Source organism: Rhizobium sp. 01T417 (genome assembly GCF_056398905.1).
Map to the genome: position 1 here is coordinate 277,988 of NZ_JBFTQH010000002.1, position 11,852 is coordinate 289,839.

Below are 11,852 nucleotides of genomic sequence, written 5' to 3' on the forward strand. Positions count from 1 at the left end.
CATGGACGAAAAACTCAGCCGCGTTGATCCGAAGCTTCTCGAACTGTTGGTATGCCCCCTGACAAAGGGTCGGCTAACATATGACCGCGAGCACAATGAACTCGTGTCGGAGAAGGCGCGCCTCGCCTATCCGATCCGTGATGGCATTCCGATCATGCTGGTCTCGGAGGCCCGTGGACTGGACGACTGACTAGATCGTCTGTCCTGCGAGCAGGCGAGGATTGTCCTTGGCTGTGGTGCCGGCCGCCTGGCCGATGAAGAACGACTTCAGGCCGGGAAGCCGATCGACGATGCCGAGGCCGAAATCGCGGGCGATGCGCAGCGGCGCCAGGTCATTCGAGAAGAGCCGATTGAGTACGTCGGTCGTGACGCCCATACGGAAGGTGTCAAAGCGGCGCCATGCCTGATAGCGCTCGAGAATGTTGATCGAGCCGATATCAAGGCCAAGCCGGTCGGCCTCGACAACGGTTTCGGCAAGGGCTGCGACATCCTTGAAGCCGAGGTTCAGGCCCTGGCCGGAAATCGGATGGATGCCGTGAGCCGCATCGCCGGCGAGCGCCACACGCGGAGCGACGAATGCCCGCGCCAGCGTCAATCCGAGCGGGAAGGCGCGCTTGTCACCGACAGTTCTCAACGTGCCAAGCTTGTGACCGAAGCGGCGCTCCAGTTCCTCTTCAAAGATGAGATCGTCGGACGTGACCAGACGGTTTGCTTCCGGCGTTGGCTCCGTCCAGACGAGCGAAGAGCGGTTTCCTTTCAGCGGCAGGATCGCAAACGGGCCAGACGGAAGGAAATGCTCTTCGGCGCAGCCGTGATGCGGACGCTCATGCTCGACCGTTGTGACAATTCCCGACTGACCATAGTCCCAGGACACGGTCTTGATGCCTGCCAGATCCCTTAAGTGTGAGCGGACGCCGTCGCAGGCGACAACAAGTCGGGCTTCCAACACGCTGCCATCCGAGGCGGTGACGGTTGCGTGCGTATCTTCCACGGAGAGACCGGTTGCGCTGAAGCCGTGGTGAATTTCGATGCCAAGGCGCTCGCATGCGCCCCGCAGCGCCCGGACGAGCGTGACATTCGAAATCATGTGCGCGAAGGGCCGTCCATCCTCCACTTCGCCATCGAAGGTCAGGAAAACCGGCCGTACGGGATCTGCGGTTTTCGAATCGGTAACGATCATCTTGGTGATCGGCTGCGCCTCGGGCTCGATCTCATCCCAGATGCCGAAAACCTCGAGCATCCGGGTGGCGGCGGCGATAATCGCCGAGGCACGCATGTCCTTCTGCCAGACGCCCGCAGGTGCTGCCTCGACGACCACGATATCGAGATGAGGTGCTGCCTGCTTGACCGCTACGGCCGCGGAAAGACCGACATAACCCGCGCCTACAACCAGCATGTCCCGCATGGAGTTCCGTTCCGTTTCTTGTGAATATCGTATTGATCTATATAGATCATCGCTGCCGCACTTCCTACCGTCCGGAGCTATACAAAATGACGCGTGACACCGAAAAACCGACTGCGATGGAGACGCTGCTTTCCACGCTGGACCTTGAACCGATCGAGGTCGACATCTTTCGTGGACGCAGCCCGCAGGTTGGTTGGCAGCGTGTTTTTGGCGGTCAGGTGATCGCGCAGGCGCTGATGGCAGCACAGCGCACGGTGGCGCGCGACCGCATTGTACATTCGCTGCACGCCTATTTCATGCGCCCTGGCGATCCTTCGGTGCCGATCGTCTATCAGGTCGAGCGGATTCGCGATGGGTCGAGTTTCAATACACGCCGCGCCGTCGCCATCCAGCATGGAGAGGCGATATTCGCTCTCTCTGCCTCATTCCAGATCGAGGAGCCCGGCTTCGGCCACCAGATCCTCATGCCGGATGTTCCCGCTCCTGAGAAGCTGCTCGATGAACGGCAGATCGCAGCACAGTTTCTTGCCAACGCGCCGGCACCGATTCGCAAATATTGGGAGCGTGAACGGCCGATCGAGATCCGGCCGATATCGCTGACGCATTATTTCTCGGATGAGAAGCTCGATCCGGTTCAGCATGTCTGGGTGCGGGCGACGGGGCCGGTTCCCGACGATCGCTATTATCAGGCGGCGATCCTGGCTTATCTTTCCGACATGACCCTGCTCGATACATCGCTTTATCCGCATGGAACGTCGATCTTCGATCAGACGATCCAGGTTGCGAGCCTCGATCACTCGATGTGGTTCCATCGGCCAACCAAACTCGACGATTGGCTTCTTTATACGCAGGACAGTCCTTCGGCTTCCGGCGCGAGGGGCCTCACTCGCGGTAGCTTGTTTACGAGGGACGGTACCCTGATTGCGTCGGTGGCGCAGGAGGGGCTGATTCGTAAAAGGGCAAATGAATAAATTGTAGGCACATTTGTTCATTTGGGTATTTTTTGAGCGATTATCGGGCAGTCATTTGCCTGTTTATTAGTGCCGCTTTATATAACCATTATATTTCAATAGGTTAGCTTCCTCGTGGGAATCTGGCACGCTCCTTGAATGTATATCCCCGGTCGCTGTTCGTGAACGTCAGCGGCAAGGAGAGTCGGCTCCGCGCCGAGGATAACGAAGGATGGGAAACCAGATGAAAATTGTGATGGCCATTATCAAGCCGTTCAAGCTGGACGAGGTGCGCGAAGCCCTCACGGCGATCGGCATCCAGGGCCTGACCGTGACCGAAGTGAAGGGCTACGGGCGCCAGAAGGGGCATACTGAGATTTATCGCGGCACTGAATATGCGGTGAGCTTCCTGCCGAAGCTCAAGATCGAAATCGCGGTTGCTTCCGAACTCGTCGACAAGGCCGTTGAGGCCATCGTGTCATCCGCCAAGACCGGCCAGATCGGCGATGGCAAGATCTTCGTTTATTCGATCGACCATGCCGTGCGCATCCGCACCGGCGAAACCGACACAGAAGCGCTGTAAGAGCGGCAGAGCAAGGGAGCCTCTTTCAATGTCAATCTCGAAATTTTCCTCCACATATGCGCGGCTTGCTGCTGCGCCTGCCGCGCTGCTCGCGCCGGTTGCCGCCTTCGCGCAGGATGCCGCCACGACCGCTGCGCCTGCTGCCGTCGCTGCTGCTCCTGCGATGACGGTCGACAAGGGCGACAACACGTGGATGCTCATCTCCACCGTGCTTGTCCTGCTGATGACAATTCCGGGCCTCGCCCTGTTCTACGGTGGCCTCGTCCGCGCCAAGAACATGCTTTCCGTTCTCATGCAGGTCTTCATGATCACGGCCGTGGTCATGATCATCTGGGTTACCTACGGCTATTCGCTGGCCTTTACGGACGGCGGTTCGCTCAACAGCTTCGTCGGCGGCTTCTCGAAGGCATTCCTTGCAGGCGTCGACACGACCACCCTGTCAGAGACCTTTACGAAGGGCGTTGCAATTCCCGAGCTGACCTTCGTTTGCTTCCAGATGACTTTCGCCTGCATCACGCCAGCCCTGATCGTCGGCGCCTTTGCCGAGCGCATCAAGTTCTCGGCCGTCATGCTGTTCGTGGTTCTGTGGGTCACTTTCGTCTACTTTCCGATGGCACACATGGTCTGGTTCTGGGGTGGCCCAAGCTCCTACACTTCGCCGTCTGGCCTGATCTTCTCCTACGGAGCGCTCGACTTCGCCGGCGGCACGGTCGTCCACATCAATGCCGGTATTGCCGGTCTGATCGGCGCCATCATGCTCGGCAAGCGCACGGGCTATAAGAAGGAAATCATGGCACCGCACTCCATGACCCTCACGATGGTCGGTGCTTCGCTTCTGTGGGTCGGCTGGTTCGGCTTCAATGCCGGATCGAACCTCGAAGCAAATGCCTACGCCTCGCTCGCGATGATCAACACCTTTGTCGCAACGGCTGCTGCCGCTGTGTCCTGGTGCCTCGTTGAAAACTTCACCCGCGGCAAGGCTTCAATGCTCGGTGCAGCTTCGGGCGCTGTCGCTGGTCTCGTTGCCGTTACCCCGGCAGCTGGCTTCGCCGGCCCAATGGGTTCGATCGTTCTCGGCCTCATCGTCTCGCCGGTCTGCTACTTCTTCGTTGACGTCGTGAAGAACAAGTTCAACTACGACGACTCGCTCGATGTCTTCGGTGTTCACTGCATCGGTGGTATCCTCGGCGCCATCGGCACCGGTATCCTGGTCAACCCGGCACTCGGCGGCGCAGGCATTGTCGATTACTCGACGGCCGATTTCGCCGCCGGCTATCCGGGCACGGCGACGCAGGTCTTCGCTCAGCTGAAGGGCGTCCTGACAACGATCGCATGGTCGGGTATCGGTTCCCTGATCCTCTACAAGATCGTTGATGTCGTTATCGGTCTGCGCGTCTCTGTTGAAGCCGAGCGCGAAGGTCTCGACCTTTCGACCCACGGCGAAGCCGCTTACCACGCGTAATCAAGGCATTGCGGCGCTGGCGCAAGCCGGCGCCGCTGAACAGCCCGTCGCGGCCTATTCATCCGAATAGACCGCTCTTGGCCCGGACCTCCATAGGTTCGGGCTTTTTTATTTTCCGCTGCAAGATGTGGGGGCGGCATGGTTAATACCGCTTTAACTGTCCTCTGATTAGGTGGGGCGAAGGTACTGAGCGCAGACGCTTGGCGATTCGAACGCTCTCACGCATTGGACGGGTACACACATGGCAAGAAGCACATCGCCAGCAATGGATGGCCGGCCGGACCGTTTTTCCCTCTCGGGTTTCATGTTCCGGCAGGCGCAGACCCTTTTTGGCTTCGCCATCTTCCTGCTGCTCGCATTGGCGGTCGCAGCGCTCGCGACCTGGAACGTCGCGGACCCGAGCTATTCCTATGCGACCGGGAACCAACCGACGAACATCCTGGGTTATGGCGGCGCCGCGTTCGCCGACATCGCCATGCAATTCTTTGGCCTGGCCAGTGTCGTGGCGCTTCTGCCGGTTGTCGCTTGGGCTCTCGCTCTGATCTCAGGCAGGCGTTTCAGCCGCATTCCCGCGCGCGCCGCAGCTTGGGGCTTGGGTTCCGTGCTCTCCTCCGCCGTTATTGGCTGCTTCCCGCCACCACTCACTTGGCCGATCCCGAATGGCATCGGCGGCGTTATTGGCGATATGATCCTGCGGTTTCCTGCCTTGTTCGTCGGTGCCTATCCGACGGGCGCTTTTGCGACCGCCGTCGGTTGCGTGTTCGCTGTCCCGACCGTCTGGATGATGCTGTTTGCTGCCGGCATCGTCGGTCGCAGCGAGGACGATGAAGAGGAGGCCGAGGAAGCCTACGCAAGCACTCGCTCCAAGCTGCGCTCGGTCGGCGACGAAGATGAAGATGACGATGAAGGCGGCTGGCTTGCCTTCGGTGCGCTGACGCACGCCTGGTACATGAGCCAGGCCCGAATGCGCCGGCTGCTCGGCATGGGTCCGCGCAAGCGCCGGCAGGATGATTTCGAGTCGCCATACGACTTCAACGACGACGAGTTTGGCAAGCTGAACGAACCGGTTCGCGCAAAGGCGCCGGCCGGGCGCGGCGATCGCATGGAGCCATCAATGGAGCCGCGCGCTGCCTCGCAGCGCCGCATTGTTTCTACGCCGTCCATTTCGTTGAACAATGATGACGATGACGACGATCTGCCGTTCGACGACATGCCGCCGCGGCCGGCCGATATCCTGCCTGATGACGATGACTGGATGATTCGCGCGCCGGCCAAGGCGACCGGGCGCGCGGAACCGCGCGTCGTGCAGCCTCCGGCGCGGCCGAAACCTGGTGCGCGTCTCGAACGGGAGCAGCAGGGATCGTTCATTCGTCCCGAGGGCTTCCAGCTTCCGTCGATGCACCTTCTCGCGGAACCGAAGAATGTCGTGCGAGATTCAACACTATCTGCCGACGCGCTGGAACAGAATGCGCGCATGCTCGAGGGCGTGCTCGAGGATTTCGGCGTCAAGGGCGAGATCATCCACGTTCGTCCCGGTCCGGTCGTCACGCTTTACGAACTGGAACCTGCGCCTGGCATCAAGTCGTCTCGCGTCATCGGCCTTGCCGACGATATTGCCCGTTCGATGAGCGCGATCGCTGCCCGCGTCGCCGTCGTGCCGGGTCGCAACGCGATCGGCATCGAACTGCCGAACTCCACGCGCGAAACCGTCTATCTGCGTGAACTCATCGCTTCCCGTGACTTCGAGGGCTCCAAGGCCAAGCTTGCCATGGCGCTCGGCAAGACGATCGGCGGCGAGGCCGTGATTGCTGATCTGGCGAAGATGCCGCACTTGCTGGTTGCCGGTACGACCGGTTCCGGTAAGTCGGTCGCCATCAACACCATGATCCTGTCACTGCTCTACCGCATGACGCCGGAGCAGTGCCGCCTGATCATGATCGATCCGAAGATGCTCGAATTGTCCGTCTACGACGGCATTCCGCACCTTCTCTCGCCTGTTGTGACGGATCCGAAGAAGGCAGTCGTTGCGCTCAAGTGGACCGTCCGCGAGATGGAAGAGCGCTACAAGAAGATGTCGAAGATCGGCGTCCGCAATATCGACGGCTTCAACAGCCGCGTCGAGCAGGCGCTTGCCAAGGGCGAGGTGATCTCGCGCACCGTCCAGACCGGTTTCGACCGCCATACCGGCGAAGCGATGTACGAGACGGAAGAGTTCGACCTGCAGCCCATGCCTTACATCGTCGTCATTATCGACGAGATGGCCGACCTGATGATGGTCGCCGGCAAGGATATCGAAGGTGCTGTGCAGCGCCTGGCGCAGATGGCACGCGCGGCCGGCATCCACGTCATCATGGCGACCCAGCGTCCGTCCGTCGATGTCATCACGGGCACGATCAAGGCAAACTTCCCGACGCGCATTTCCTTCCAGGTGACGTCGAAGATCGACAGCCGCACCATCCTCGGAGAGCAGGGCGCCGAGCAACTCCTCGGCATGGGCGACATGCTCTATATGGCCGGCGGCGGGCGCATTCAGYGCGTCCATGGTCCGTTCGTTGCCGATATGGAAGTGGAGGAGATCGTTTCCTATCTGAAGACTCAAGGCTCGCCGCAATATCTCGACGCCATCACCGCCGATGACGACGAAGACGGCGACTACGGCGGCGGTCCGGCAGGGACGTCCAATCTCTCCGATTCCGACGATCCGTACGACCAGGCTGTCGCCATCGTTCTGCGTGACGGAAAGGCGTCAACGTCGTATATTCAGCGTAGACTTGGCATTGGATACAACCGCGCCGCATCACTGATCGAGCGGATGGAGCAGGAAGGCATCATCGGTCCCGCCAACCATGCTGGAAAACGCGAGATCCTGGTTCCGACCGAAGACGATATTCTCGACCGTTGAGGTCGACAGCGATCAAAATGATGCCGGGATCACGGAAACCTGATCGCGCTGAAACCGTTAGTTTATGCAGGTCTGCGAACTACGCCATGAAGGCGCCGCGTTTCCGCAGCATTCGAATTGCATAAAGGAGACATAGATGAACAACTCCGATTCCATCTTGGATCGCATCTCGCTGAGCCGGCGCCATCTTCTCGGCTCGCTGGCCGCCGCTGCGGCATCTGCGATTCCGATTGCTGCCTATGCGCAAGCGGCATCCGCTGCTTCAGGTGCCAGCACCGCGCAGGCGATCGCGGATCACTTTTCGAGCGTCGCTACGATGCAGGGCGAATTCGTTCAATTCGGCCCGCGTGGCGAGCAGACCGGCGGAAAGTTCTACATTAAGCGCCCCGGCAAACTGCGCTTCAACTATGACAATCCGTCACCGATCCGTGTCATCGCGGACGGCAAGAACGTTGCTGTTGGAAATATGAAGCTCAAGACGTGGGATCTCTACCCATTGTCGAAGACGCCGCTCAGCCTGCTGCTGGCGCAACGGATCGATCTCTCGGCCGGCTCGGTGAAGAGCGTGAAGCAGGAGTCCGACCTGACGACGATCGCCCTTGGCAACAACACGATCTTCGGTAACTCGACAATTACGATGATGTTCGACCCGAAGACCTACGATCTCCGCCAGTGGACGATTACCGACAACCAAGGCAAGGACACCTCGGTGATGGTGTTCAACGTCAAGACGGGCGTCCAGTTCGACGACAAGGTGTTCAGGGTGCCCTATGAAGTGATCCCGGGAACGGCCGCTTACCGAGATTGATTTCAGCTGTTTTATGAGAAGAACGCCTCGCGATCTCGCGGGGCGTTTTTCTTTGCGCGTATCCGTTCCATCGGCAAAGCCTTTGCTCTAAAGCCAGTTCGTCCGGTTTTGAAAGGCAAAGATGGAATGAGCTTCTCGGTTACGACGTGGAATATCAACTCTCTGCGGCTGCGCATGCCGATCGTCGAGCAATTCGTCCTCAAACATAAGCCGGACATCCTTTGCTTCCAGGAAACGAAGGTTCCGAACGACTTGTTTCCTGCCTCGCCGTTGCGCGCGATGGGCTACGAACACATCATCATCCACGGCCAGAAGGGCTATCATGGCGTTGCGATTGCATCGCGCGTTCCATTGGTCGAGGACCACCGGCAGGACTATTGCAACGTCGGTGACGCGCGGCACATCTCGGCCATCTTCGAGCGCGGTAGCCGGCGCATTCGCCTGCATAACTTCTACGTGCCGGCCGGAGGCGACGAACCGGATCGGGAGATCAATCCGAAGTTCGGCCACAAGCTCGATTTCATCGAGGAAATGAAGCAGCTCAAGGCAAATGGCGAGGCGAATACATCCTCAATCCTTGTCGGCGACCTCAACATCGCTCCGCTTGAGCAGGACGTCTGGTCCCACAAGCAGTTGCTGAAGATCGTCAGCCACACGCCCGTGGAGACGGAAGGCCTTCTCCAGGTGATGCAGCGCGGCGCCTGGCTCGACCTTATGCGGCAGCACGTGCCTGAGAACGAAAAGCTCTATACCTGGTGGAGCTATCGCGCCAAGGACTGGGAAGCGGCCGATCGCGGCCGCCGCCTTGACCACATCTGGAGCTCAAAGGATCTTGGGCCACACCTGCAGCGCATCGACATCCTGAAGGAAGCGCGCGGCTGGGAGCGGCCGTCCGACCACGTGCCTGTCACGGCGCACTTCAATCTCTGATCTGTCAGACAAAGCGGTGAAGCTGGGCCGCGGCTCTGGCCGCAAGCTCGGCAATATTGTCGCGGATACGGCTCTCGATCAACCGGGCTGCATCCGGATACTCCTCGATCAACCGATGGAAGAGTGAGCGCGTGATGCGGATGATGCTCGTGTCTTCCGTTGCAACGGCCGTAAACTTGCGCTCGACCAAGGTGATCAGGGCAAGTTCGGATAGAAGCGTGCCGGGTCCGACGGTGTTCTGGATCTCGGGCTGACCGTCGCGACCGGTGCGGCTGAGTTCGACATTGCCGCTGAGGATCACATAGGCGCTTTCTGCCGGCGAGCCCTCGCGGAAGAGCATCTGGCCGGCCGACATGACGCGGCGATCCGCACCAAAGGCGATCAGACGCAGCTGATCCTCGGACATGCCGTGGAACAGCGGCAGCTGCGACAGTAGCCTGATGTCGTCGTTTAGGGCCATGCTACGGTATGATCTTGTAGCCGCCGTTTTCCGTTACCAGAATCTCGGCGTTGGAGGGATCGCGTTCGATCTTCTGGCGGAGACGGTAAACGTGGGTTTCCAGGGTGTGTGTCGTCACCCCCGAATTGTAACCCCACACCTCTTCCAGCAGCACGTCACGGGTGACGACCTTTTGCTCCGCGCGATAGAGGTAGCGAATGATCGCGGCTTCCTTTTCGGTCAGACGGATCTTCTGCCCGCTGTCCATCGTCAGGAGCTTCTGGCTCGGCTTGAAGACATAGGGGCCGACATTGAAGGTGGCGTCCTCGCTCTGCTCGTGCTGCCGGAGCTGCACGCGGATGCGGGCAAGCAGGACGGCAAAGCGGAAGGGCTTCGCGATGTAGTCGTTAGCGCCAGCCTCCAAGCCCAGGATCGTATCCGAGTCCGTGTCATGGCCGGTCAGCATGATGATCGGGGCTTTCAAGCCGCCCTTGCGCAGCAGCTTCACGGCTTCGCGGCCGTCCATGTCAGGCAGGCCCACATCCATGATCAACAGGTCGATCGGCGTTGATCGCGCGCGCTCGACACCCTTGGCCGCTGTCGTTTCCTGGAGGACCGTGAATTCGTCATAGAGCGAAAGCTGCTCCGTGAGTGTCTCGCGGAGGTCGTCATCATCATCCACCAAGAGAATGGTGCGTGCGGTCATGCGGCTCTTTCCCTCGCCTACGGTCCCTCACTCCTACGCCAATTTTCCGGCATTGGCAAAGATCGGGCGACCGAGCTGTTGTCGTATACGATGCTATGTGATTTCAATCACAATCCTAGCAATCGCAAACACATGTGAGAAAAATGGAGAAAACAAGGCGTCCGACGCGGATAAAGTCGACGACCCTCCTCGTTCGTCCTGCGCCCGGCTAAAAAAGCAGGGCTTTGATCCAGTTCGGCGCCCTCAGGGTGCCTGCAGCGATCGGTCGTTCAGGCCGAACGGTTCTCAAGCGCGAGGGAGATGGCGCCACCCCAATCGCCTCGATGAAGCTGCTTTCCGGCTTCCGCCGTGGCGACCGGCCCACACATCTGGAGACGCCGCTTGCAATTCGCCGCATCCGTGAGGATATGCTCTGGTGCGACCAGCCGGACGACGCCAATTACAATCGCCTGGTCCGGGCGCCCTTCGGCCGCAGCCATGAGGAGATGAAGCGCAAGGACGGCCTCTACGACATCTGCCTCGTGCTCGACTGGAACGTCACGGCTCGGGCGCGCAATCGGGGCTCCGCGATTTTCTTCCATCTGATCAGGCCGGGTTACGAGCCGACCGTCGGCTGCGTCGCCGTTCATCCGCGCGATATGCAGCGTCTTCTGCCCTTCATGCGCAGAGGCAATGTCGTTCGTGTTCTTTGACGCTCGGGGGTGATAAACCAGTCCCGCTTACCTATATGCCCTTTCGACCGGCGCACGGCTGAAATGCGCGCAGGGAAATCCGCAAGAAGCGGATTCAATCATGCCCCGTCCAATTCTTCAAAATTACGGAGACATATTGTGGCACAGCAACCCATCATCACTTTCCATGACGGACATTCCATTCCCCAGGTCGGTCTCGGCGTGTGGCAGACGCCCCAGGAGATTGCGGCACCGACGGTGCGCACGGCCATTGCCGCCGGCTATCGCCACATCGACACGGCGTCCGGCTACGACAACGAGGAAGGCGTCGGCGAGGGCATCCGCTCGTCCGGCCTCGATCGCAAGGACATTTTCGTCACCACCAAGCTCCGCAACACCGACCAGGGCTACGACGCGACCATGCGCGCCTTCGAAGGCAGCCTGAGGAAGCTCGGTACTGATTATGTCGATCTCTACCTCATCCACTGGCCGTCGCCGCAGCGTGGGCTCTATCGCGAAACCTGGAAGGCCTTCGTGAAGATCCGGGAAGAGGGCCGCGCTCGTTCGATCGGCGTTTCCAACTTCTATCCCGACCATCTCGAACAGATCATCGGCGATACAGGTGTCGTCCCTGTCATCAACCAGATCGAGCTGCATCCGGATTTCCAGCAGCGGGCGGCGCAGGAAGCGCACAAGAAGCTGAACATTGCCACCGAATCCTGGAGCCCGCTCGGTCAGGGCAAGTTGATCGCCGATGCGACGATTGGCGAGATCGCCAGGAAGCACGGAAAGACACCCGCGCAGGTCATCATCCGTTGGCACATCGACAGCGGTCTCGTCGTCATTCCGAAGTCGGTGACGCCGTCGCGCATTGAGGAGAATTTCAAGGTCTTCGATTTCAAGCTGGATGCTGCCGACATGGCGGCGATTGCCAAGCTTGACGACAAGAGCGCCCGCATGGGGCCGGATCCGTACACGGCCAATTTCTGATCTGAA

The 11,852-nt window shown here is 59.8% G+C and carries 12 protein-coding genes; 9 read left to right on the forward strand and 3 right to left on the reverse strand.

All coding sequences use genetic code 11. The features are described from left to right. Position 1: 1 nt before the first annotated feature. Complete coding sequence (locus tag AC1DPR_RS03465) at positions 2-190, forward strand: Trm112 family protein (protein WP_007794429.1); 189 nt, start codon at positions 2-4, stop codon at positions 188-190. On the opposite strand, the gene AC1DPR_RS03470 is transcribed toward AC1DPR_RS03465, so the two are convergent. Beyond that, positions 191-1,405, reverse strand: coding sequence for a ubiquinone biosynthesis hydroxylase (locus AC1DPR_RS03470; RefSeq protein WP_018855842.1), 1,215 nt, complete (start codon positions 1,403-1,405; stop codon positions 191-193). Positions 1,406-1,491: 86 nt separating this feature from the next. Here AC1DPR_RS03470 and tesB point away from each other — a divergent pair, with 86 nt between their 5' ends. The 6 genes from tesB to AC1DPR_RS03500 all read left to right on the forward strand — a co-directional run bounded on the left by tesB (position 1,492) and on the right by AC1DPR_RS03500 (position 9,040). After that, the gene (gene tesB / locus AC1DPR_RS03475; RefSeq protein WP_018855841.1) at positions 1,492-2,376 is read left to right on the forward strand and encodes an acyl-CoA thioesterase II; all 885 of its coding nucleotides are present in this window, start codon (positions 1,492-1,494) and stop codon (positions 2,374-2,376) included. 211 nt (positions 2,377-2,587) lie between these two features. Further along, entirely contained in the window at positions 2,588-2,938 is a 351-nt protein-coding gene (locus tag AC1DPR_RS03480) for a P-II family nitrogen regulator (RefSeq protein ID WP_018855840.1), read from the forward strand. A gap of 28 nt (positions 2,939-2,966) precedes the next feature. Next, complete coding sequence (locus tag AC1DPR_RS03485) at positions 2,967-4,400, forward strand: ammonium transporter (protein ID WP_192241916.1); 1,434 nt, start codon at positions 2,967-2,969, stop codon at positions 4,398-4,400. A 241-nt stretch (positions 4,401-4,641) separates the two neighbouring features. Beyond that, on the forward strand, positions 4,642-7,302 hold the full coding sequence (locus AC1DPR_RS03490) for an FtsK/SpoIIIE family DNA translocase (protein WP_477815754.1): 2,661 nt from the start codon (positions 4,642-4,644) through the stop codon (positions 7,300-7,302). Positions 7,303-7,438: 136 nt separating this feature from the next. Continuing rightward, complete coding sequence (locus AC1DPR_RS03495) at positions 7,439-8,110, forward strand: outer membrane lipoprotein carrier protein LolA (RefSeq protein WP_018855837.1); 672 nt, start codon at positions 7,439-7,441, stop codon at positions 8,108-8,110. Between the two features lie 126 nt (positions 8,111-8,236). Beyond that, entirely contained in the window at positions 8,237-9,040 is an 804-nt protein-coding gene (locus AC1DPR_RS03500; protein ID WP_018855836.1) for an exodeoxyribonuclease III, read from the forward strand. A 4-nt stretch (positions 9,041-9,044) separates the two neighbouring features. Here the strand turns inward: AC1DPR_RS03500 and AC1DPR_RS03505 are convergent, their stop codons facing one another. Both AC1DPR_RS03505 and AC1DPR_RS03510 read right to left on the reverse strand, forming a co-directional pair. Continuing rightward, entirely contained in the window at positions 9,045-9,500 is a 456-nt protein-coding gene (locus tag AC1DPR_RS03505) for a cyclic nucleotide-binding domain-containing protein (RefSeq protein WP_112655454.1), read from the reverse strand. 1 nt (position 9,501) lies between these two features. Then, positions 9,502-10,185 carry a response regulator transcription factor gene (locus tag AC1DPR_RS03510; RefSeq protein WP_018855834.1) on the reverse strand — a complete coding sequence of 228 codons (684 nt, stop codon included), beginning with the start codon at positions 10,183-10,185 and terminating at the stop codon, positions 9,502-9,504. 224 nt (positions 10,186-10,409) lie between these two features. Here AC1DPR_RS03510 and AC1DPR_RS03515 point away from each other — a divergent pair, with 224 nt between their 5' ends. Both AC1DPR_RS03515 and AC1DPR_RS03520 read left to right on the forward strand, forming a co-directional pair. Next, positions 10,410-10,877: a L,D-transpeptidase family protein gene (locus AC1DPR_RS03515; RefSeq protein ID WP_477815755.1), complete on the forward strand. Its 468-nt coding sequence runs from the start codon at positions 10,410-10,412 to the stop codon at positions 10,875-10,877. 138 nt (positions 10,878-11,015) lie between these two features. Beyond that, entirely contained in the window at positions 11,016-11,846 is an 831-nt protein-coding gene (locus tag AC1DPR_RS03520) for an aldo/keto reductase (protein WP_169683148.1), read from the forward strand. Positions 11,847-11,852: the final 6 nt, after the last annotated feature.

Bases quoted from the DNA above. Each gene is read 5' to 3' on its own strand.
- AC1DPR_RS03465 (WP_007794429.1), top strand. From the start codon at position 2: ATGGACGAAAAACTCAGCCGCGTTGATCCGAAGCTTCTCGAACTGTTG.
- AC1DPR_RS03470 (WP_018855842.1), bottom strand. From the start codon at position 1,405: ATGCGGGACATGCTGGTTGTAGGCGCGGGTTATGTCGGTCTTTCCGCG.
- tesB (WP_018855841.1), top strand. From the start codon at position 1,492: ATGACGCGTGACACCGAAAAACCGACTGCGATGGAGACGCTGCTTTCC.
- AC1DPR_RS03480 (WP_018855840.1), top strand. From the start codon at position 2,588: ATGGGAAACCAGATGAAAATTGTGATGGCCATTATCAAGCCGTTCAAG.
- AC1DPR_RS03485 (WP_192241916.1), top strand. From the start codon at position 2,967: ATGTCAATCTCGAAATTTTCCTCCACATATGCGCGGCTTGCTGCTGCG.
- AC1DPR_RS03495 (WP_018855837.1), top strand. From the start codon at position 7,439: ATGAACAACTCCGATTCCATCTTGGATCGCATCTCGCTGAGCCGGCGC.
- AC1DPR_RS03500 (WP_018855836.1), top strand. From the start codon at position 8,237: ATGAGCTTCTCGGTTACGACGTGGAATATCAACTCTCTGCGGCTGCGC.
- AC1DPR_RS03505 (WP_112655454.1), bottom strand. From the start codon at position 9,500: ATGGCCCTAAACGACGACATCAGGCTACTGTCGCAGCTGCCGCTGTTC.
- AC1DPR_RS03510 (WP_018855834.1), bottom strand. From the start codon at position 10,185: ATGACCGCACGCACCATTCTCTTGGTGGATGATGATGACGACCTCCGC.